Origin of the sequence: Acidisoma sp. S159 (assembly GCF_009766125.1) — a bacterium.
Lineage (GTDB): Bacteria > Pseudomonadota > Alphaproteobacteria > Acetobacterales > Acetobacteraceae > Acidisoma.
The window spans coordinates 232,162-252,490 of the sequence record NZ_LMUG01000032.1; the positions used below are offsets into that span (position 1 = coordinate 232,162).

Annotated in this window: 21 protein-coding genes and 1 pseudogene; 16 read left to right on the forward strand and 6 right to left on the reverse strand. The window is 67.0% G+C overall.

What is annotated here, in order from left to right; translation table 11 throughout:
* Positions 1-22 precede the first annotated feature (22 nt).
* From GSQ92_RS08930 to GSQ92_RS08970, 9 genes are all read left to right on the forward strand, one after another.
* Positions 23-1,351, forward strand: coding sequence for an AMP-binding protein (locus GSQ92_RS08930; protein WP_158802930.1), 1,329 nt, complete (start codon positions 23-25; stop codon positions 1,349-1,351).
* Positions 1,348-1,656: a hypothetical protein gene (locus GSQ92_RS08935; protein ID WP_159013372.1), complete on the forward strand. Its 309-nt coding sequence runs from the start codon at positions 1,348-1,350 to the stop codon at positions 1,654-1,656. Before GSQ92_RS08930 ends, GSQ92_RS08935 begins: the two co-directional genes overlap by 4 nt.
* Complete coding sequence (locus tag GSQ92_RS08940) at positions 1,653-2,549, forward strand: lipid A biosynthesis acyltransferase (RefSeq protein ID WP_159013373.1); 897 nt, start codon at positions 1,653-1,655, stop codon at positions 2,547-2,549. Before GSQ92_RS08935 ends, GSQ92_RS08940 begins: the two co-directional genes overlap by 4 nt.
* Positions 2,546-3,145 carry a LolA-related protein gene (locus tag GSQ92_RS08945; protein ID WP_158802933.1) on the forward strand — a complete coding sequence of 200 codons (600 nt, stop codon included), beginning with the start codon at positions 2,546-2,548 and terminating at the stop codon, positions 3,143-3,145. The genes GSQ92_RS08940 and GSQ92_RS08945 overlap by 4 nt, the downstream gene beginning before the upstream one ends.
* Before the next feature lie 64 nt (positions 3,146-3,209).
* Positions 3,210-5,498, forward strand: a complete 2,289-nt coding sequence (locus GSQ92_RS08950; protein ID WP_159013374.1) for an MMPL family transporter — start codon at positions 3,210-3,212, stop codon at positions 5,496-5,498.
* A gap of 14 nt (positions 5,499-5,512) precedes the next feature.
* Positions 5,513-6,697 carry a beta-ketoacyl-ACP synthase gene (locus GSQ92_RS08955; RefSeq protein ID WP_159013375.1) on the forward strand — a complete coding sequence of 395 codons (1,185 nt, stop codon included), beginning with the start codon at positions 5,513-5,515 and terminating at the stop codon, positions 6,695-6,697.
* Complete coding sequence (locus GSQ92_RS08960; RefSeq protein ID WP_159013376.1) at positions 6,694-7,497, forward strand: beta-ketoacyl synthase chain length factor; 804 nt, start codon at positions 6,694-6,696, stop codon at positions 7,495-7,497. The genes GSQ92_RS08955 and GSQ92_RS08960 overlap by 4 nt, the downstream gene beginning before the upstream one ends.
* Positions 7,488-7,955, forward strand: a complete 468-nt coding sequence (locus tag GSQ92_RS08965) for a hypothetical protein (protein ID WP_158802937.1) — start codon at positions 7,488-7,490, stop codon at positions 7,953-7,955. Before GSQ92_RS08960 ends, GSQ92_RS08965 begins: the two co-directional genes overlap by 10 nt.
* On the forward strand, positions 7,948-9,270 hold the full coding sequence (locus GSQ92_RS08970; protein WP_254065619.1) for an NAD(P)/FAD-dependent oxidoreductase: 1,323 nt from the start codon (positions 7,948-7,950) through the stop codon (positions 9,268-9,270). The genes GSQ92_RS08965 and GSQ92_RS08970 overlap by 8 nt, the downstream gene beginning before the upstream one ends.
* 47 nt (positions 9,271-9,317) lie before the next feature.
* Here the strand turns inward: GSQ92_RS08970 and GSQ92_RS08975 are convergent.
* A pseudogene (locus tag GSQ92_RS08975) lies at positions 9,318-9,749 on the reverse strand (Lrp/AsnC family transcriptional regulator); the annotation flags it as partial.
* A 134-nt stretch (positions 9,750-9,883) separates the two neighbouring features.
* Here GSQ92_RS08975 and ald point away from each other — a divergent pair.
* From ald to GSQ92_RS09000, 5 genes are all read left to right on the forward strand, one after another.
* Positions 9,884-10,990 carry an alanine dehydrogenase gene (ald, locus tag GSQ92_RS08980; RefSeq protein ID WP_158802940.1) on the forward strand — a complete coding sequence of 369 codons (1,107 nt, stop codon included), beginning with the start codon at positions 9,884-9,886 and terminating at the stop codon, positions 10,988-10,990.
* Positions 10,991-11,203: 213 nt separating this feature from the next.
* Positions 11,204-11,977, forward strand: coding sequence for an ABC transporter ATP-binding protein (locus tag GSQ92_RS08985; protein WP_305782224.1), 774 nt, complete (start codon positions 11,204-11,206; stop codon positions 11,975-11,977).
* Between the two features lie 28 nt (positions 11,978-12,005).
* The gene (locus tag GSQ92_RS08990) at positions 12,006-12,791 is read left to right on the forward strand and encodes a transporter substrate-binding domain-containing protein (RefSeq protein ID WP_158802942.1); all 786 of its coding nucleotides are present in this window, start codon (positions 12,006-12,008) and stop codon (positions 12,789-12,791) included.
* A 19-nt stretch (positions 12,792-12,810) separates the two neighbouring features.
* Entirely contained in the window at positions 12,811-13,518 is a 708-nt protein-coding gene (locus tag GSQ92_RS08995) for an ABC transporter permease (RefSeq protein WP_158802943.1), read from the forward strand.
* Positions 13,515-14,210, forward strand: a complete 696-nt coding sequence (locus tag GSQ92_RS09000) for an ABC transporter permease (protein ID WP_158802944.1) — start codon at positions 13,515-13,517, stop codon at positions 14,208-14,210. Before GSQ92_RS08995 ends, GSQ92_RS09000 begins: the two co-directional genes overlap by 4 nt.
* Here GSQ92_RS09000 and GSQ92_RS09005 read toward each other — a convergent pair.
* Entirely contained in the window at positions 14,207-15,217 is a 1,011-nt protein-coding gene (locus GSQ92_RS09005; protein WP_158802945.1) for a succinylglutamate desuccinylase/aspartoacylase family protein, read from the reverse strand. The genes GSQ92_RS09000 and GSQ92_RS09005 overlap by 4 nt on opposite strands.
* A 156-nt stretch (positions 15,218-15,373) precedes the next feature.
* On the opposite strand from GSQ92_RS09005, the gene GSQ92_RS09010 reads away from it, so the two are divergent.
* Positions 15,374-15,847, forward strand: coding sequence for a GreA/GreB family elongation factor (locus GSQ92_RS09010; RefSeq protein WP_158802946.1), 474 nt, complete (start codon positions 15,374-15,376; stop codon positions 15,845-15,847).
* A 27-nt stretch (positions 15,848-15,874) separates the two neighbouring features.
* On the opposite strand, the gene rnhA is transcribed toward GSQ92_RS09010, so the two are convergent.
* The 4 genes from rnhA to GSQ92_RS09030 form a co-directional block, all read right to left on the reverse strand.
* Positions 15,875-16,330: a ribonuclease HI gene (gene rnhA, locus GSQ92_RS09015; protein WP_158802947.1), complete on the reverse strand. Its 456-nt coding sequence runs from the start codon at positions 16,328-16,330 to the stop codon at positions 15,875-15,877.
* The gene (locus tag GSQ92_RS09020) at positions 16,320-17,279 is read right to left on the reverse strand and encodes a homoserine kinase (protein ID WP_158802948.1); all 960 of its coding nucleotides are present in this window, start codon (positions 17,277-17,279) and stop codon (positions 16,320-16,322) included. The genes rnhA and GSQ92_RS09020 overlap by 11 nt, the downstream gene beginning before the upstream one ends.
* Before the next feature lie 146 nt (positions 17,280-17,425).
* Complete coding sequence (locus tag GSQ92_RS09025) at positions 17,426-18,721, reverse strand: DEAD/DEAH box helicase (RefSeq protein WP_158802949.1); 1,296 nt, start codon at positions 18,719-18,721, stop codon at positions 17,426-17,428.
* 223 nt (positions 18,722-18,944) lie between these two features.
* Entirely contained in the window at positions 18,945-19,334 is a 390-nt protein-coding gene (locus GSQ92_RS09030; RefSeq protein WP_216850046.1) for an MAPEG family protein, read from the reverse strand.
* 87 nt (positions 19,335-19,421) lie between these two features.
* Here GSQ92_RS09030 and GSQ92_RS09035 point away from each other — a divergent pair, with 87 nt between their 5' ends.
* Positions 19,422-20,210 carry a CDP-diacylglycerol diphosphatase gene (locus GSQ92_RS09035; RefSeq protein ID WP_158802950.1) on the forward strand — a complete coding sequence of 263 codons (789 nt, stop codon included), beginning with the start codon at positions 19,422-19,424 and terminating at the stop codon, positions 20,208-20,210.
* Positions 20,211-20,329: the final 119 nt, after the last annotated feature.

A 20,329-nucleotide genomic window follows, 5' to 3' on the forward strand; every position in this document is an offset into this window, starting at 1 on the left:
GCTTGATCCGCTTAGCCCCACCGTGATCCCCCTCATTGAGCGTCCGACCGATGCCGTCCTGTTCCAGGGGCCCGGCTGGGAAGTGCGGCCGCCCACGCTGCTCGCCGATGTCGCGCGCGTCGCGGCGATGTTGCCGGAGGGCGTGACGGTCGCGAATTGCTGCCAGCAACGCTACTGGTTCGTCGTCGCCTTCCTCGCCGCCCTCAGCCGGGGCGCGGTGAGTCTACTGAGCGGCGACCAGTCCCCCGCCCGCCTCGCCGCCTTTGCCGAGAGTTATCCCGGCCTGGTCTCCATCTCGGACGATCCAGCCCTGGCCAGTCCCTTGCCGCATGTGATGATCGGCCCCCGCCCCGCCACGCACGAAAACGCGCCAATCCCGGCCATCCCCGCCGAGCAATCCGCGATGATCGTCTTCACCTCCGGCAGCACCGGCGAGCCCTCGGGCACCGCGAAGCGCTGGGGGGAACTCGTCGCCCGCAGCCGCGCCGCTGGCGTGCAATTCGCGCTGACCGAAGCGGCGCCCTCCGCCGTCATCGGCACCGTGCCACCGCAGCACATGTACGGCTGCGAGACCACCGTGCTGCTGCCGTTGCACGCGCCCGTTTCCAGCTGGTGCGGTCCCGTCTTCTACCCCGCCGACATCCGCGCCGCGCTGGACGCCGTGCCGGGTCCGCGCATCCTGGTCACCACGCCGCTCCAGCTCCGCGCGATCCTACGGCTGGATCCTCCGCAGCGCCCGCCGGAGCGCATCATCTCGGCCACCGCGCCGCTCGACCCCGAAACCGCCGCCGCCGCCGAGACTGCCTTTGGCAGTATCGTCGAGGAGATTTTCGGCGCCTCGGAAGTCGGCTCCATCGCCAGCCGGCGCACCACGGCGGGGCCGCTCTGGACGCTCTATCCCAGCGTCACGCTAGGGGGCACCGAAGAGTCTCCGCTGATCACGGCACCCGGCGCCGAGCCGCGTCGCCTCAACGATGTGATCGAATTGGAGGCGGATGGTCGCCGCTTCCGCTTGATGGGCCGCAGCAGTGACCTTGTGAAGCTTGGCGGCCGCCGCGCTTCACTCGCTGGCCTCGGCCGGATCCTGACGAGCATCGAGGGCGTGGAGGACGGCGTTTTCCTCGCCCCCGATGATCTCGACCGCAACGATGCCGCCCGCCTGATCGCTTTCGTTGTCGCGCCCACCCGCGCCAGCGCCGAGATCCTCATGGAGCTCCGGCAGTCGGTCGATCCCGTCTTCCTGCCGCGCCGGCTCATCCACCTGCCGGCTTTGCCGCGCACGCCGATGGGCAAGCTGCCGCGCCAGGCGCTGCTCGACCTGCTGGCGGAGACCTCGGGCAACGCGACGTGAGCGATCCGCCGGTAAGGCTCGGCCAGTTCACCATCGCCGCTGATCACCCGGCTCTCCCCGGCCACTTCCCCGGCAACCCGATCGTGCCGGGCGTCGTGCTGCTGGACGAGGCGCTCTCGCTGATCCGATCCCACACGGGCGGCAGCGCGCGCGGCCTGCGAGTGAAGTTCACCGCCGTAGTGAAAGCGGGCGAGACGATTGAGGTTTCGCTTACTACGCAGGCGCCCGGCCCACTCGGCTTTTCCGCTCTGCGCAATGGCCGGACCGTGATGAGCGGCAGCCTGCGGCTGGACCCGCCTACGTGAGCTGGACGACAGAGCGTGAACGCGGCAGCGCCCATCTGCTGCGCCTGACCTGCTGGCTGACGCTGACCTGCGGCTGGCGGATCGGCCGGCTGCTGCTCTACCCGATTACACTATATTATTACGTGACCGCATCGGGTCCCCGCGCCGCCTCCCGCGACTATCTCCGCCGCGTCCTCGGCCGCCCCGCCCGCGCGAGCGACGTGCTGCGGCACATCTTCACCTTCGCCTCAGTCACCCTCGACCGCGCCTTCCTGCTCTCCGGCCGCACCGAACGCTTCGCAATCTCCGTCGAGGGCCTCGACGCACTAACCGCGCTCCTCAGTCGCGGCACAGGCTGCATCCTGCTCGGCTCCCATCTCGGCAGCTTCGACGTGCTGCGCGATTTCGGCCGAACCTCGCCGGTGCGGGTGAGCGCAGTGATGTATCGTCGCCCCGGCAGCCCGATGAGCCGTCTGATGGAGACCCTCGATCCCGACCTCTGGCGGGACGTCATCACCATCGGCAGCCCCGATGCTATGCTGCGAGTCCAAGAGAATCTCGCGCGCGGCGAAATCGTCAGCTTCCTCGCCGACCGCGACCCGGATGCCAGACCGGACCGCATCGCCACGGTCGATTTCCTCGGCGGCCGTGCCGATTTCCCCACCGGCCCCTTTATCCTCGCGGCAGTGTTGGGGGCTCCGGTCGTGCTGTTCTACGGCATCCGCCTGGGTCCCCGCCGCTACGTCGTGCGGTTCGAGCATTTCGCCGCAACCATCACGCTCGGCCGCGCCACCCGGCGAGATGATCTGGCGGCGCTGGTTTCGCGCTACAGTGCGAGCCTGGCGGCGCAATGCCGCGCGGCACCCTTCAACTGGTTCAACTTCTTCCCCTTCTGGAAAGACCCTTCCGCATGAGTGCAGGCGCGCTCCACTTCCGCCGCCGCAGCCTGCCGGTGTTCGCCCTTCTGTTAGCCTGCGCACCCTGCGTCAGCCGTGCCAGTTCGGTGCCGCCGCTCGCCGGCATCATGGCCGATCTCGCCGCCATGCCAGACCGGCGGGCCGATTTCACCGAGGAGAAGCGGCTCTCGAGCCTCACGACGCCGCTCGTCAGCCGGGGCCAGCTGCTCTACCGCCGGCCGTCCTATCTCGAGAAAATCACGCTCTCCCCGAAGCCCGAGCGCCTCATCGTCAGCGGCGAGACGCTCATCATCCAATCCGGCAGCGCCCCGGCGCGCCAGATCGATCTCAGCGAACATCCGATAGTGCAGGCCATGGTCGACACCATCCGAGGCACCATCGCCGGCGATCTCGCCACCCTGGAGCGCTACTACACCATCACCCAGCAGGGCGACCGCTCCGCCTGGCAACTCACCATGATCCCAACCGACCCGCGCATGGCCAAGCGGATCAAGGTGATCGAGGTTGCTGGACGCGGCATCGACGTGCAGCGCATCCGAACCACCCAGGCCAATGGCGACGAGGATCTGCTAACGATCCGAACGATCGAGTAGGATTCCCCCGCTGCCCGCCCGCTCCCGTCCCTGGCCACTACTGCTCGCGCTGATCGCCAGCGCTTTGTTCGCCGCCGCGATCTTCACGCACGTGCGGCTTCGCAGCGACATCTCGGCGCTACTCCCCACCGGCCGCACCGCGACGACCCGGTTCATGCTGCAGGAGGTGCAATCGGGTGTCGCCGCCAGCTTGGTGCTGATCGGCCTGGAGAGCGCGCCACCCGCCGCGCTTGCCGCGACCAGCGACCGGATGACCGAGACGTTGCGCCGAAGGGGGCTTTTCACCTTTGCCGATAATGGCCGCGACCTGGTGAGCGAGGCGGATCAGCAACGGTTATTTCGCAGCCGCTACCTGCTGTCACCCGCCACCACCGCAGCCGCTTTCGAGGTTCCAGCCCTGCGTCAGGATTTCCAGAACCTTCTGGACGAACTGCAATCCTCCGCCTCGCCGCTGGTCCAGCAATTCGGCCTGCCCGACCCGACCGGCGCCTTCCCCGCGTTGCTGAGCCTCGCCGGAGGCAGCCAGCACGCGGCGATCCGGGATGGCGTCTGGTTCGCGCCCGACCAAAACCGCGCGCTGCTCGTCGCCCGCCTGCGTGGCGACAGCTCCTCGCTCGCCGTGCAGGACGCGGCGCTCCACGCCATCGACCAAGCTTTCGACACGGCACGCCAAGGAACGTCCGGACTGCGCCTTCTCGTCTCGGGACCCGCCGTCTTCGCCCGAGATGCCGCCCATGCCATCCGGGCCGATGTCATACGGCTGTCCGTTATGTCCGCGCTGCTGGTCGCCGGATTGCTCGTCTGGCGCTTTCGCAATCCGCTCGTGATCGCTGCCATCGCCGTGCCCTTGGTCCTGAGCACCGCCGTCGCGGCGCTCGCCGTGCAGCTCGTGTTTGGCTTTCTGCACGGCATCACGCTCGGCTTCGGCATGACGATGCTGGGGGTCACGGTCGACTACCCCGTGCTCCTCATTGGCCATCGCAAACGCGGCGAGGCTCCAGCGGGCACCTGGGCGCGGATCGGCCGCGCTTTCACGCTGGCGGTCGCGACGGCGGCGCTTGGGCTCAGCGGCATGGCCTTCGCGCGTTTCCCGGGCCTCGCCCAGCTCGGCGTCTTCTCCATCGCTGGGGTCCTCACGGCTGCCGCGGCGACGCGGTTCATCCTGCCGCGCCTGATCGTCGCCGCCGACCTTGCCCCGGTCTGGGCCGGCGACCCGCGCCGCCTGGACGGCATTGAGCGCCTCCGCCATGGCCGTCTGTGGGCGCTGCTGCCGGTTGCGGTCGCGGCGCTGGGGCTAGTCCTCCTCGGAGGCCCACGCTGGCAGCACGACCTCAATGCCCTCAGCCCGGTCCCCGCCGCCAGCCTCGCGCTCGACGCCAAGCTGCGCGCTGAACTGGGCGCGCCCGATGTCGGCGAGGTGCTCGTTGTCCAAGGCGCAACGGCCGAGGCGGTTCTGCAACGAGAGGAAGCGCTGCGCCCGGCGCTTGACCGCCTCACCCGGGATGGCGTCATCCAGGGCGCGCAAGACGCCGCGAGTCTTCTCCCGAGCGCCGCGCTTCAGCGTGCCCGCCAGCAGGCGCTTCCCGATGCGGCGACGCTCTCCGCCCGTGTTGCCGAGGCGGCGCAGGGTCTGCCGTTCACGCCCCAAGCCTTCGACCCCTTCAAGGCGGATGTCGCAGCGGCCCGCGCAGCAACACCTCTCGGCCCGGCCGATATCATCAACCCAGCGCTCGCCGCTCAGCTCGGTGCGCTGCTCGTTCACCGCGACGGAACCTGGATCGGCATCATCGCGCCGCGCACGGTCACCTCCTCCGCCCGCTTCGTCGCCGCCTTCGCTGGCCACCCCGACATCACCGTTCTCGACGTGAGCGCGGAGATGCGCGGACTCGTCGCCGGCTATACGCGGCAGGCGTTGCCATGGCTTGGTGCGGGCGCCGCCGCGGCCCTGATCGCTCTGCTCGTCGTCCTGCGAGACTTTTGGCGCGTCGCCCGCGTCATCGGCGCCATCGGCGCCTCGCTGCTGGTGACCGTGGCACTACTGACAGCCTTCGGTATCCGCCTATCGCTGATCCATGTCGTCGCCCTGCAGTTCGTGGCCGGCGTCGGGCTGGATTACGCGCTGTTCTTTGCCCGCACCCAACTCGATGCCGAGGAGCGGTCGCGAACCTTTCGGACGCTCATCACCTGCAACGCCATGGCGCTGCTCACCTTCGGCCTGCTCTACACCTGCCAGACACCCTTGCTGCGGATGATTGGCGAGACAGTGGCGATTGGCGTGGTCACAAGTCTCGTTTTCGCGTTTTTCTTCGTCGGGCCGCGTCCCGCGCGCATTACCCGGACGGACGCCATCTGATAGACGCGCCTGACATGCTTCCGCTCGACATCACGCACGGTACCATCGTGAGCGCTCTCGGCCGTGGCGCCGCGGCGACCCTGGCCTCCCTGCGTGACCGCCGCACCGGCCTCGCGCCCTGCGATTTCGCGGGCGTGACGGCTGGCTATGTCGGCCAGGTCGCCGGCCTCGACGAACATGCGCTGCCCCTGCCCCTCGCCGCCTTTGATTGCCGCAACCATCGCCTCGCGGATCTGGCTCTCCGCACCGATGGCTTCGCGGAAGCCGTGGCGGACGCAGGCGAGAGGCTCGGGCCTGACCGGATCGCCGTCGTGGTCGGCACCAGCACCTCGGGCATCCTCGCCTGCGAGCAGGCGTTTCAGCTTCGCGACCCCGCCACCGGCGCTCTCCCCGCCAGCTTCGACTATGTCCATACGCACGACATCTTCGCCCTGGCGCGTTTCGTCCGAACCGCGCTGGGGCTGCGCGGCCCGGCGATGACCGTATCGGTGGCCTGCGCCTCCAGCGCCCGCGCCTTCATGGATGCCGCGCACCTCATCACGAGCGGCGTATGCGACGCGGCCGTGGTCGGGGGCGCCGACAGTCTTTGCGGCATGACCCTGCGCGGCTTCACAGCGCTCGAACTCATCTCTCCCGGCCCGTCGCGCCCCTGCGACGCGGCACGCGATGGCATTTCGATCGGCGAGGCTTCCGGCTTTATGCTGCTGGAACGAGCCTCACGCGGACACGCCGGCATCACGCTTCTCGGCGCCGGCGCGACATCGGACGGCTACCACATCTCGGCCCCTCGTCCGGACGGTGCCGGAGCAATCGGCGCCATGCGCGGCGCCCTGGCCGCCGCCGCGCTTCCGGCCGACGCGATCGACTATGTGAACCTGCATGGCACCGGCACTCGCGCCAATGACGCGGCCGAGGATCATGCCGTGACCGAAGTTTTCGGCCCCGGCGTGCCTTGCAGTTCCACCAAGGGCTGGTCGGGCCACACGATGGGATCCTGCGGCGTGCTGGAAGCGATGATCGCCACGCTCTGCCTCACCCATGGCTTCATCCCTGGCTGTCTCGGCGTAACCGAACTCGATTCCAGCTTTCGCTCGGGCGTTACGACCGCCAACGAAGACCGCCCGTTGCGCCACGTCATGAGCAACGCCTTCGGTTTCGGCGGCGTCAATTGCAGCCTCGTCTTCGGCCATCGCGCGTGAGCCGCGCCTATATCGCCGGTATCGGCCTTCAGGGCCCTGGCCTCGCCGGTTGGACCGATAGCCTGGGTGTGCTGCGCGGCGAGCGCCCGCGTGATGCGCTCGCCACCGCGATCCCCATGCCGGCGCTCCTCGCCCCTAACGAACGCCGCCGCGCCGGTCTCGTCACCCGCCTTGCCCTCGCTGTCGCCGAGGAAGCGCTGCACCACGCGGCGCTGCCTCTGGACAGCGTGCGCAGCGTATTCGGAAGCGCCAATGGCGATGGTCAGGTCGTCCTGAAGCTGCTGGAAACACTGGCCGAGCCCGACCGTCCGCTCTCGCCGACGCAATTCCACAACTCGGTGCACAACGCCGTCGCGGGCTATTGGTCGATCGCCGCCGGATCTGCTCAGCCCGTGACCTGCCTCGGCGGCTATGACGCGACCTTTGGTATCGCCCTCCTCAAAGCAGTCTCCGAGGCTGTCGCCGAGCGGATGCCCGTCCTGCTTTGCCTCTACGACGCGCCCCTGCCGCCGCCATTGCCCGACCTACCCGCCCGCGATGTCATCTTCGCCGCCGCCTTCATTCTTCTGCCCGAGCGGCCGGATGCCTGCCTCGGCGCGCTCGACGTGACCTACGCGGCGGAGGCAGCAACCTTCGCCGATGCCGCGCCTCGCGATCCGAGCCTCGCCGCGCTAGCAATGAATAATCCGGCCGCGATGTCCCTGCGGCTCCTCGAGTCCCTGGCGATGGAGCAGACCGACCGCTTCGCGCTGCCGATGCTGGACGGCCGCGTGACGGTCGAAGTCTCGCCATGCCGGTGATCGAGGGCGCCGCCCTCCGCGCGCTGCTACCCCATGCCGGCGCCATGTGCCTGCTCGACGAGGTTTCCGGCTGGTCCGACAAGACAATCGACTGCCGCGCGACCTCGCACCTATCGGCCAACAACCCCCTCCGACGGCAAGGCCGCCTCGCCACGATCTGCGGCGCCGAATACGGGCTGCAGGCCGCGGCACTCCATGGCGCGCTGCTGGCTGGCGGCGAGCCGCAGCCCACCGGCTACCTCTCCGGCCTCAACCTCAGCCGCATAGAAGTAGAACGCCTCGACGATCCAGCCCTCGGCGCATTGCGTGTCACCGCGCGGATCGAATTGGCCGATAGGCGCGGTCTCATCTATGGCTTCGCTCTTCGCGATCAAAATGGGAGACTGTTGCTCGAAGGACGCGGCACTATCCTCTTTCCAGAGACGATAGCGGCAGCGGGAGCAGATGCCGGTGAGTGACAGCCTGACGCAAGTGACGGCAATCGACGCCTGTGACGTGCTGGTGATCGGCGGTGGCCCCGCCGGTTCGACCGCCGCCGCGCTGCTCGCCTCCAAGGGCCATGACGTCGTGCTCGTCGAGAAGGAGGCGCATCCGCGCTTCCACATCGGCGAGTCACTCCTGCCGCGCAACCTCGATATCTTCGACCGGCTCGGCCTGCATGAGCAGATCGCCGCCATGGCCGTCTTCAAACCCGGCGCCGAATTCGTCGATGACGACACCGGCGGCGCGGTCGCCTTCTCCTTCGCTCTGTCGCCGTTGCCCGGCGCGCGCCACGCCTACCAGGTCCGCCGCGACGAGTTCGACGCGCTGCTGTTCTCCGAGGCCCGCAAGCGCGGCGCCCGCTGCATCGAGCGGCTGCGCGTCACGGCCATGGAACCCGAAGGCGGTGACGGCCGCGCGCGGGTGACCGCCCTTACCGAGGACGGCGCGACCCAGGTCTTCGCGCCGAAATTCGTGCTCGACGCCTCAGGGCGCGACACTTTCCTCGCGGGCAAGCTCGGCCTCAAGGAATCGAGCAAGCGCAACAACACCGCCGCCGCGTATGCGCATTATCGCGGCGTCGAAACGAGAGGTACCGAGCGCGCGGGCTACATCACGGTCCACCTCACGCAAGACGGCTGGTTCTGGACCATTCCGCTGCCCGACGGGATCACAAGCATCGGCTTCGTCGGCACCCAGGCCGCCTTCAAGGAACGGCACGGCGACATGGCCGCCTTCCTGGAGCAGCGGCTGCGCATGAGCCCGACCCTGCACGCCCGGATGGCGCAGGCGGAACGCGTTTCGGAGGTCTTCGGCACCGGCAACTACTCCTACCGCGCCACCGCCGCGACCGGCGCCAACCACCTGCTCATCGGCGACGCCTTCGCCTTCATCGACCCAGTTTTCTCAAGTGGCGTTCTGTTCGCGATGACCGGCGGCGAACTCGGCGCGGAGGTCGCCTCGCGCTATCTGGAAAATCCAGCAGCAGCCCGCGCGATGGCGCGGCGGGCGGAGCGCAAGCTGCGGCATGGCATGGACCACATCGGCTGGCTCATCTACCGCATCAACCGGCCGGTTCTGCGCGCCATGTTCATGGCGCCGCGCAACGCCTTTCGCATGCGGGACGGGCTGGTTGCGATGCTCGCCGGCAATCTCGGCAGCGAGCGCGGCACCCGCCTGCCCGTGCTCGCCTTCAAGGCGACCTATTACGCGATGTCGCTTTTCGAGCGCCTCGCCCCACGCGCTGCCGCCACCGCCTTGCGGCCGCCCGTGGCACCCTCGCCCGCCGAATAGTCTTCGGGCATCTCGCGGGGCCAGGGCTGTGCGCGCGAGGAAGCGCCAACGACGCGCCGGATCGCGAAGCTTGACCGGATCCGGGTGATGCCTGGCAGACGCGAAAGCTGGTCGCGATGAACGCGCTCGTAATCAGCCGGATCCCGCGCCTCGACCCGGACCAGGTAATCGTAATCGCCGCTCATGAGGTAGCATTCGAGGATATCGGGGCATTTCCGCACCGCCGCCTCGAAGCGCGACAGGAACTCGACCGTTTGCCGCTCGAGCATGATCTCAACCGCGAAGACGGTGAGATGCTCCGGCGCCTCGGTATCGACCAGCGCAGTGTAACCGCGAATGACTCCGGAATGTTCCAGCAGCCTCAGGCGCCGCAGGCAGGCTGAGGGCGACAGCCCGACGACCTCGGCGAGGCGGGCATTGCTTATCCTGCCATCCGCCTGAAGCACCCGCAGGATCTTCTCATCGATCAGGTCTGCCATGGGTTCGCAACTTCCTGCCGCGTTTTCGCAGAAAATTCAGATTTCCGCGACCTGCTCGATGCTTAGAAGCACGAACTGACGGGTTATAGCGCCAATAATCGCATATAATCGTGCGTCGGAATCAGGAGCTCAAGATGCTTGTCGGCGTTCCCAGGGAAATCAAGAACAACGAATTCCGCGTCGGCCTAGTGCCGGCGGCCGTACGCGAGCTGGTGGATTCCGGCCACCAGGTTCTCGTCGAGACCCGCGCCGGCCTCGGCATCGGCTATGACGACGCGGCGTACCAGGCCGCCGGCGCCCGCATCGCCCCCTCCGCCGAGGAGGTCTTCCGCGAAGCCGATCTCATCGTGAAGGTGAAAGAGCCGCAGGAGGTCGAATGCAAGCGTCTGCGCCGTGGCCAGACCCTCTTCACCTATCTCCATTTGGCACCCGACCCGCACCAGACTGCACTGCTCCAGGCCAGCGGCGTCACCGCCATCGCCTATGAGACCGTCATCGACAAGCAGGGGCGCCTGCCGCTGCTGGCGCCGATGAGCGAGATCGCGGGCCGCATGTCGATCCAGGTCGGCGCGGTTTCGCTGCAAAAGAGTTATGGCGGCTCGGGCGTGCTGCTCGGCGGCGTGCCCGGCGTGCTGCCCGGCAAGGTCGCGGTGCTCGGCGGCGGTGTGGTCGGAGCCAATGCCGCGCGGATGGCGCTCGGCCTCGGCGCTGACGTGACCATCCTCGACAAATATCTCCCGCGCCTCGCCGAACTCGACAACCTCTTCGGTCCCGGGCTCAAGACCGCCTATTCGACGACCGAGGCGATCGAGAAGGCGGTGACGGAGGCCGATCTCGTGATCGGCGCCGTTCTCGTTGCCGGTGCGGCGGCGCCCCGGCTCGTCACCCGCGCCCATCTTGGCCGCATGCGGCCGGGCTCCGTGCTCGTCGATGTCGCGATCGACCAGGGCGGCTGCTTCGAGACCAGCAAACCCACCACGCATGACGACCCGACCTATGTGGTGGACGGCATCGTTCACTACTGCGTCGCCAATATGCCCGGCGGCGTCGCCCGCACCTCCACCCATGCGCTGAGCCACGCGACGCTGCCTTATGTGCTGGCGCTCGCCAATCTGGGCTGGCGCAAGGCGCTGGCGGCGGATGTTGGTTTCGCCGGCGGGTTGAATGTGCATGAGGGCAAGATCACGCATGCCGCGGTCGCCAAGGCCCTGGGGCTGGAACACGCGCCGGTCGTTTTCTGAGTTAGATCGCGAATTGGGGCGCCGCTAAAGGCCGCGAGGCAACGGACAAGCGGGTAAGCGTCATGGCACGCTAAGGCGTGCCATGACGGAGTGGCGGCGAGAGGGCTCGCGCCGTTCAACGAAACGACATCCGCGTAACCCGAACGCAAAATCTTCGCCGAGATCCTGAGCGAGTGCTTAACAAGCGCATTCGCTTGTTCTAGCATGGCAGCAATGCTGCCAAAGCTTGTCGAAGTGGACGGTCTGAGGAAGAGCTTCGGGCCCGTCGAGGTTCTGAAGGGCGTGTCCTTGACCGCCCGCCAGGGCGATGTCCTCGCCCTTATCGGCGGCAGTGGCTCGGGCAAAAGCACGCTGCTGCGCTGCCTCAATCTGCTTGAGATGCCCAATGGCGGCCGGCTCGTCGTGAACGGCGAGGAAGTCGCGATCCGCCACGATCGCCACAACCGCCCCATGCTCGCCGACCGCCGTCAGCTCGCGCGCATTCGCAGTGGCGTCGGCATGGTGTTCCAGAGCTTCAACCTCTGGCCGCATCTCACGGTGCTGCAGAACGTCATGGAAGCGCCTATTCATGTCATGGGCGAAAAGCGCGCCGAGGCGACCGAACACGCCATGTCCCTGCTGGAACGCGTCGGCCTGACCGAGAAGCGGGACGTCTATCCCGGCTTTCTCTCCGGCGGCCAGCAACAGCGCGTCGCCATCGCGCGCGCGCTCGCCATCCGCCCGCGCCTGCTGTTGTTCGACGAGCCGACCTCGGCGCTTGATCCCGAACTTGTGGGCGAGGTGCTCAAGGTCATCCGCGGTCTCGCTGACGAAGGGCGCACCATGATCCTCGTCACCCATGAGATGCGCTTCGCGCGTGATGTCGCCTCGCATGTCTGCTTTTTGCGCGGCGGCGTTATCGAGGAGGAGGGACCGCCGCGCGAGCTGTTCAGCAATCCGCAGACCGCCGCCTGCCGACAATTCATCGGCACGCATCTTGCTCACTGATCGCCTAACCTCAGAGAGGATCAACGCCATGAAACGCCTGCTGCTCGCGCTCCTCGCGACGAGTGCCGTCACCGTGCTGCCGCATATCCCGGCGCGCGCCGACGCGCCCATCATCTTCGGCATCTCCGCCGAACCCTATGCGCCCTTCTCGTACAAGTCACCGGCGGGAGTTTGGGAAGGTTTCGAACCCGACCTCGCCCGCGCGCTTTGCGAGCAAATGAAAGCGCAGTGCAAGATCAGCGAAATCGCCTGGGACGGCATCATTCCCGCGCTGCTCGCGCATAAAATCGATGTGATCTTCACCTCGATGTCGATCACCGCCGAACGCGAGAAGACCGTCGCCTTCACCATTCCCTATTACGATACGCCCGTTGATGTGACGGCGCCGAAAGCGGAGGGCCTCGATGTCGCGAAGGGGGGGCTGAAGGGCAAGGTTATCGGCGTGCAGATCGGCACGATCTTCGTCAATTGGCTGAAGAAGTATTATCCGACGAACACCGTGAAGACCTACGACACGCAGGAGGAGGTGAATGCCGACCTTACCTCCGGGCGCATCGATGCGATGCTCTGCGACGGCATCGCGGCCGACGCTTTCGCTAAAACGCCGGCCGGGCAGGGCTTCGTCACGACCACGCTGCCGCACGACCCCCTCTTCGGCAACGGCGTCGGCGCCGGTGTTCGGCCCGACGACACCGCGCTGAAGGCGAAGCTCAGCGCCGCTATCCAGGCGGTGCGCGACAATGGAACCTACGCCAAGATCGACCGCAAATACTTCAGCATCGACGTTTGGCCGCCGCCGGCAGACTTCAAGTAAGCCGCGCGGCTCGTAGGGCATGGGCGGAATCCTCGGCTTCGGTCCCAATGGCTGGGGTCCGGCCCTGCTCTCGGGTGCTCTCGTCACCATCGAGATCACGATTGGCGCATTCATTTGCGGGCTGGTCATCGGGACACTGACGGCGGCGGCGCGGCTGAGCCGCGTGCCGCCTCTCGTCGTCCTCGCGCGCGGCTACACCACGATCTGCCGTGCCATCCCGGAACTGCTGCTGATCCTGGTGCTGTATTACCTGGGTTCGCAACTCCTCAACGAAGCGCTGCATGCGATCGGTCTCGGCGATGCGCCGATCAGCGGATTCGCGACTGCGATCATCGTGCTCGGGCTGGTCCAGGGCGCCTATGCGTCGGAGATCATTCGCGGCGCCATCCTGGCAATTCCCTACGGTCAGATCGAGGCCGCGCATGCCTTCGGCCATGCGCGAATCCTGCTTTTCCGCCGCATTATCTTGCCGACGATGCTGCCGATGGCGATCGGCGGGTTGTCGAATCTTTGGATGGTCCTGATCAAGGACAGCGCACTCATCAGCGTCGTTGGCTACAGCGAGTTGCTCTACACCGCGAAGCAGGCGGCCGGTTACACCCAGCGTTATTTCCTGTTCTACGTCGTCGCGGCCGCCGTCTACTACGCGATGACGCTGGTTTCCAATATCGGCATCCGGTCGATTGAGGGCCGGTTCGGGCGCTGGATGCCGGTGCGCGCGCGATGAATTTCTCCTGGTTCCTGCCGAACCTTGGGCTTTTGCTACAGGGGCTGGAATGCACGATCCTGCTCATCGCGGTGTCGGGCACACTCGGCATCGTGCTGGCGATCGGGGTCGCGCTCGGCCGCATGTCGCGATCGCGTGTCGTCTCCTCAACCTTCGGACTCTACACGAGTGTGATTCGCGGCACTCCGCTGCTCGTGCAGATCTACATCCTCTATTACGGGCTCGGCAGCGCTTTCGCGGCGCTGCCATGGCTGCGGTGGGGACCACTCTGGCCCTATCTGCGCAACGGCTTCTGGTATGTCGCGCTCACGCTCGTGCTGAGCAACGCCGCTTATTGGGGCGAACTCATCCGGAGCGGCATGCGCGCGATTCCACCCGGCGAGTTGGAAGCCGCCTCCGCCTTTGGCATGGGCCGCATACTCACGCTCCGCCGCATCTGGCTGCCGCGCACGCTGCGCAACCTGCTGCCCGCGCTGGCCGGCGAGACGGTTATGCTGATGAAGGCGACCGCTCTCGCCTCGACCGTGGCGGTGACGGATCTGTTGGGCGCCGCCGATATCGTCCGGGCGCAGACCTTCCACGTCTATGAGCCGCTGCTGCTGGTCGCGATCGTCTACTTGCTGCTCACCTACGGCATCGAAAGCGTCTACGGCCGCGTCGAACGCGGCAAAGTGCTGCGGCCGGGCCGCTAAGGCGAATCATCCAGCGCGCCGCCCGTGTAGCGCGCGGAAGGCCCATTACCCGTCATCTTCACCACCACCCCGCCCTTGGCGACGATACGGTCCCGATGCCGCGTCACGATACGCCCGGCCTGAGGCGCGCGCAGACTGATCCAGGGCTTGCCCGGCATCGGCAGCAGCCGCGCCACCTCCTCCCCCGCCGCGACGGTCGCGCCTAAAGGCAGCGGAAATGCGATGAGCCCGGCGGAGGGCGCGAAGATCGTCTCGATATTCTGGATCGGCACCGCGATACCCCGCCAGGGCGGCAGCGCATCGGCCCCTTCAATCGCTCCGACATGGCCGAGGAAATCGTACAGACCACGGACATCCGCTTCGGTCGTCGCGGGATCGGTATCGGCCTGGCCACGCAGCTCCACCGTGCTGGTCAAACGCTGAGGTCCCTGATGGGATAATAGCCGCGCCGCCGCGGCCTCCTCGAAGGCGCCGCTGTTGTCGAAATCCCACAGGATCGCGAGCTCGGCGCCAAAGGCTGCGCCAAGCGCCTCCGCCTTCGGCCAGAAGTCGCGGTGCACATAGATGTAGGAAATCGCCTCGGCATCCGTATGCAGGTCGAGCACGATCTCGGCCCCCTCGGACAGCGCGTAGAGCGTGCTCTGCCAAGCTGAAAAGCTGGTCGCATCGGGGTGAGCAATCGAGGCGGGAAAATGCCGGTTGAAATTGCGCGAGCCTGCCTCGTGGAAGCGCCCGAGCAGCCGGTCCTGCCGGAACTGCCTGAGTCCCAGCGGATTAGCCTGCGCCACCACCGTAACAGTGCCGCGCAACAGCCCCCGCCGCTCTGCCGTGGCGAGGCGTGGCAGAAGCTGGTCCAGCACGATCATGCCCGGAATTTCGTCGGCATGGACACCCGCTTGCAGGTGGACGACCGGGCCGCTGCCCGAACCATGGAAGCGCCAGGCGGCGATCCGCAGCACTTCGCCCGGTCCGTCTCCCGGGAAGGTCACGCTCACATCCTCGGCCATATCGCGTCTCCAGCTCCTCGCGAGCGGCGATCCTAGTCTTGATGAGCGTGTGTTCAACAGTGCCCGAAGAATGTTTTGCGCTTGAGACGCTGGCCAGGGCGCATAAGTCTCGGTCCGGCGATCTCGAACGAGGCCGCCATTCAAGGATGCGCCAGGATGAGCCGCGCTTTCGTCTCCGAAGATGCCGCTGCCGCCGCTGCCGCCGTTCTGCCGGAGCGGCCGGTGAGCGCGATGCCCAACCTCGTCACCCCAAGCGGCCTCGCCGCGATCGAGGCGGAGGCGGCGAGGCTAGAAGCGCATCTCGCCGCCCTTGCGGCCGAGGATCCGGCGCGCCCCGCCCTCGCCCGCGACCTCCGCTACTGGCGCAGCAGGCGAACGACCGCGCAGCTGACCGAGCCACCCGCCACGCCTGAAGAAGTCGCCTTCGGCACCACCGTCACACTGCGCCGAGCCAATGGCGCCACCCAGCGTTACCGCATCGTCGGCGAGGATGAGGCCGATCCAGCGGCGGGGTTACTGAGTTGGGCCTCCCCCGTCGCCCAGGCTCTCCTGGGCGCGGTCCCGGGAGAGGTGGTGGAAACCGGAGGCGGCCGCCCGGCGATGACGGTACTGGAGATCGAAATCGCCTAGGTGTCGGCGACGAACGCTCGCAGCTTGTTAGCCTCCCAACTTCGCCCGCGCTTCCGTCGCCAGCACATCCGCCCGCTCGTTCATCGTGTCGCCGGAATGGCCGCGCACCCAGCGCCAGTCGATCTCGTGGCGCTGCGCCGCGGCCAGGATGCGTTTCCACAAATCGATATTCGCCACCGGATCGCCCGAGGCGCTGCGCCAATTCTTGCGTACCCATCCCGTGGTCCAGCGGGTGATGCCGTTGCGCAGATATTCGCTGTCGGTATGCAGCGCGACCGTGCAGGGCCGCGTCAAAGCTTCCAGCGCTTCGGCCGCCGCCGTCAGCTCCATGCGGTTATTCGTCGTCACCGCCTCAGCGCCGGACAACTCGCGCTCCACCGTGCCGAAACGCAGGATCGCCGCCCAGCCACCGGGGCCGGGATTGGGCTTGCAGCCGCCATCGGTCCAAATCTCGACGAGCGCCAGCGCGTCCTCAGCCGACATAGGACCGCACCCCCCGCGCATGATGGTGGAAGCGCAGCTTGCGGAGATATTCCAGCGGATCCTTCCGCGTCACCAGCGCGCCCTCCGGCGTGTAGAGCCAATCGTAGAGGCGGGTGAGCAGGAAACGCAGCGCCGCGCCCTGGGCCAGCACCGGCAGCGCCGCCTCCTCGGCCTCGCTCAGCGGCCGCACCGCGTTGTAGCCCGCGATGAGCGCCCGGCCACGTGTCACGTTGAAGGTGCCGTCCGTCTCGAAGCACCAGGCATTGAGGCAGACCGCGAGGTCATAGGCCAGGATGTCGGTTGCGGCGAAGTAGAAGTCGATCAGTCCGGAAATTCGGCCGTCGAGGAAGAATACATTGTCGGGAAAAAGATCGGCGTGGATATGACCGATCGGCAATCCGCTCGGCCAGTTCGCCATGACCTCCGCCACAGACCGCTCGGCCTCCGCATCCAGCCCTGCGGCGACTTCCTCACCGCGTCCAAGACTGCGGGCCAGCAACGGCGGCCAGCCGGAGGGTCCCAGCGCATTGAAGCGCGCCGGCGCATAGCCTTGACCGGCAAGATGGAGACGGGCGAGCGCCTCGCCGAGCGGCCCGCAATGCACGACCTGCGGGCGCCGTGGCCAGACGCCCGGAAGAAAGGTGGTGATCGCGGCATGGCGGCCCGCCAGCATGCGCAGCGCCTCGCCATCGCGCGCACGGACTGGCCGGGGGCAGGTCACGCCATGCTCGAACAGATGCTCCATGAGGCCGAGGAACCACGGCAGTTCCTCGGGATCGACGCGCTTCTCATACAGCGTGAGGATGAAATCGCCCGAGGTCGTGCGCAGCATGTAGTTGCTGTTCTCGACCCCCTCCGCGATGCCGCGAAAGGCCACCATCTCGCCGATGTCATAGGCGATGAGATACTCGGCGAGCGCCTCATCCGTAACTTCCGTGTAGACGGCCATCAGCGAGAGTCCATGCGAGTGGGTAGAGGGTTGGGGCTCATGCCTTCCCCGACCCGGTTCCGTCCAGCCCCAAAAAAGCTTCAGGCCCATCCCCGCCCGTTACGGCGAGAATGAGCCTGAAAGCCTGGCCGGTAAGACTCTTAGCTTTAGGCGGCCCGCGACCGGCGGCCGGAGCCGGAGCGGCGGCTGCGGCGCTTCGGTCGCTCGGCCTCCGTCTGCTGCTGCGGCGTGTGAACCGGGCGCATCGGCACCACCTCGGCGGTCGCGCCCGGCACCAGTGGCGCGGAAGGCCGCGGCCCGGCGACGTGCATGACCACACCCGTCAAGCGCTGAATGGCGCGCAGGAAGCTCTGCTCGCTCGAGTCGCAGAAGGCATGAGCAATGCCCGAGGCGCCAGCACGCGCGGTGCGGCCGATGCGATGGACGTAGCTCTCAGGCTCGTTCGGCAGGTCGAAGTTGATGACGTGGCTGATGTCCGTCACGTGGATGCCCCGCGCCGCGAGATCGGTCGCGACCAACACCCGCGCCTGGCCGTTCTTGAAGCGATCCAGGCTGCGCACGCGCGCATTCTGGCTTTTGTTGCCATGCATCGCCTCGGCGGGGATGCCGGCGGCTTCCAGGTATTCGGCGACACGATCCGCGCCGCGCTTGGTGCGGGCAAAGACAATGACGCGCGAGAAGGCCGGGTCACGTAGCAGCGTCACCAGCAGCGCCCGCTTCGCCGAAGCCTCGACGAAATGGACATGCTGCTCGATCCGGTCCGGTGTCGGCGTCTCGCTTTCGACCTGAACGCGAACCGGGTTGCGCAGCAGGCTGGTGGCGAGCTTGGCGACTTCGGTCGGCATCGTGGCCGAGAACAGCATCGACTGACGCTGCGCCGGAAGCGCAGCCATGATCGTCCGGATATCGCGGATGAAGCCTAGGTCAAGCATCTGGTCGCCCTCGTCGAGGACGAAATGGCTCACCTGGTCGAGCAACAGCTCCCTAGTGCTCATCAGGTCCTTGATGCGGCCCGGCGTGCCGACGACGACGTCGGTGCCGCGCTGCATCTTCTGGACCTGCGGGCTACGGCCGACGCCGCCGAGAATGGCGACGGTGCGGATGCCGGTACCGGCCGAGAAGCGGCGGATGCTCTCCTCGATCTGCAGAGCGAGTTCGCGCGTCGGCGCCAGAATCAGCGCGCGGGTGCCGTAGGGCTTGGGCCGGCGCTTGTCGGCGAGGAGGTGCTGGATGATGGGCAGGGCGAAGGCGCCGGTCTTGCCGGTACCGGTCTGCGCGACGCCGAGCAGGTCACGCCCTTCGAGCAGTTTGGGGATGGCGCCAGCCTGGATCGGCGTCGGCGCGGTGAATTTCAGATCGGTCAGGATGCGGCGCAGTGGCTCGATAAGGCCGAGCGTATCAAAGCTGCCGTCGGTGGTCGGTGGTGATTGGGTAGAAGACAAAGCAAGACTCTCCACGCCGCCGGGGCCAAGTGCGCCGGCGGGTCGTGTCCGTGCTCCCCGCGCGATGCGGAGTGGAACAGGTTCAGGGAGATTGCCCGGAAGAGATGAGGTCCGAACTGGCCGCCGCCTGTATGGCGAGGCCCAAGCGGGCTCAAGGTTCGCGCGCCTCGCGAACAATCATGGCTGGCTTATGCCGCAGCGCAGCATGGAATGCAATCTATTTTCAACCGGTGATGCCGGTGAACACCAAAACGATACCCAGAGTTGCAACGGCGTAGCAGAGCGAGCGCGCATAAGGCACGCCGCCGACATAAAGGGGCCAATAAACAATCCTGCCCCAAAAATAGAGATAGCACCCGATGACAGTCTGCGCGCCATGTCGTTGCAGGAAGGCGCCCGCCAGCACGACGACCGCGAAGAACGGAAAGGTCTCCATAAAATTGGCGAAGGCCCTGACGACGCGCCCCTCCCACCCGGTGATCGGCCTTTGATCGTCCCGCGCGCCCGACGTGAAGGTAACGCCGCGCTGCCGCATGACCGCGACGCCGGTCGCCACCGATTGGACAAGGCCGAACAGAACGGTCCAGAGGAGCAGTCGGATTTCGATCGTCACGCGGCGGCCTCCTGAGCTTCAGGGGAGCGGGACATCCTCGTGGCACTCCGCTAAAATGCAACCTATCGGCGGCGGGGAAGGGCTGTGATGACAATCCTAGGGGTCCCGCTCGGCTGGCGGCGCGTTGTAACGGGCGCTCTCGCGCTGGTGGCGGTCTTCGCGCCTATCATTTTCCTGGGGGCGGCGACCGATCCGAATATCCTGTGGAAGATCGTTCATAACCGCTGCGTGCCCGACCAGCTGCATGTCGGCAGCCCGCTGCCCTGCACCCGCGTCGACCTCAAGGGCGGCTATGCGATCCTCAAGGACATCGTCGGCCATACGCAGTACCTGCTGATCCCGACGGCACGGCTGACCGGGATCGAGAGTCCCGCGTTGCTCACGCCGGGGGCACGGAACTATTTCGGCGACGCCTGGACTCAGATTGGCTTCGTCCGCGCTCAAGCCGAGGAGGATCTGCCGCGCCAGGATCTCAGCCTCGCGATCAACTCGATCTATGGCCGCAGCCAGCAGCAGCTTCATATTCACATGGACTGCATCCGCATCGATGTCCGGAATGCCCTGGCCCGCCATGCGGCGACGATCGGCACTACCTGGGCGCCCTTTCCAGAGCCGCTCGTCGGGCAGCCCTACCGCGCGATGCGGATCATGGGGATGAGCCTCGAGCGGCAGAACCCGTTCAAGCTGCTGGCGACCGGCGAACCAGGCGCCTCGGCCGATATGGGCCGGCATACGCTGGTCGTCGCGGGCGAGAATTTCGCTGGGGGCGCGCCAGGTTTCATTTTGCTCGACGGCCTGGCCGAACCGGCGAAGGGAAACATGGGCAGCGGCGAGTACCTACAGGACCACAACTGCGCGGTGGCGAAAGCGCCTTAAGAGCAGGCAGTCCCTTGATGATCTGATTCTGAACCGTGATCCAAAAGATCCCTCATGGCGCGCGAAGGCGTGCCATCCACGCCTTGCCTTCGGGACGCAGCAAAGGCGCGGATGCTCGG

What these genes read in the sequence shown, in the direction of transcription:
- GSQ92_RS08945 (WP_158802933.1), top strand. Translation starts at nt 2,546, where the DNA reads ATGAGTGCAGGCGCGCTCCACTTCCGCCGCCGCAGCCTGCCGGTGTTC.
- GSQ92_RS08955 (WP_159013375.1), top strand. Translation starts at nt 5,513, where the DNA reads ATGCTTCCGCTCGACATCACGCACGGTACCATCGTGAGCGCTCTCGGC.
- GSQ92_RS08965 (WP_158802937.1), top strand. Translation starts at nt 7,488, where the DNA reads ATGCCGGTGATCGAGGGCGCCGCCCTCCGCGCGCTGCTACCCCATGCC.
- ald (WP_158802940.1), top strand. Translation starts at nt 9,884, where the DNA reads ATGCTTGTCGGCGTTCCCAGGGAAATCAAGAACAACGAATTCCGCGTC.
- GSQ92_RS08985 (WP_305782224.1), top strand. Translation starts at nt 11,204, where the DNA reads ATGCTGCCAAAGCTTGTCGAAGTGGACGGTCTGAGGAAGAGCTTCGGG.
- GSQ92_RS08990 (WP_158802942.1), top strand. Translation starts at nt 12,006, where the DNA reads ATGAAACGCCTGCTGCTCGCGCTCCTCGCGACGAGTGCCGTCACCGTG.
- GSQ92_RS08995 (WP_158802943.1), top strand. Translation starts at nt 12,811, where the DNA reads ATGGGCGGAATCCTCGGCTTCGGTCCCAATGGCTGGGGTCCGGCCCTG.
- GSQ92_RS09000 (WP_158802944.1), top strand. Translation starts at nt 13,515, where the DNA reads ATGAATTTCTCCTGGTTCCTGCCGAACCTTGGGCTTTTGCTACAGGGG.
- GSQ92_RS09005 (WP_158802945.1), bottom strand. Translation starts at nt 15,217, where the DNA reads ATGGCCGAGGATGTGAGCGTGACCTTCCCGGGAGACGGACCGGGCGAA.
- GSQ92_RS09010 (WP_158802946.1), top strand. Translation starts at nt 15,374, where the DNA reads ATGAGCCGCGCTTTCGTCTCCGAAGATGCCGCTGCCGCCGCTGCCGCC.
- rnhA (WP_158802947.1), bottom strand. Translation starts at nt 16,330, where the DNA reads ATGTCGGCTGAGGACGCGCTGGCGCTCGTCGAGATTTGGACCGATGGC.
- GSQ92_RS09020 (WP_158802948.1), bottom strand. Translation starts at nt 17,279, where the DNA reads ATGGCCGTCTACACGGAAGTTACGGATGAGGCGCTCGCCGAGTATCTC.
- GSQ92_RS09035 (WP_158802950.1), top strand. Translation starts at nt 19,422, where the DNA reads ATGACAATCCTAGGGGTCCCGCTCGGCTGGCGGCGCGTTGTAACGGGC.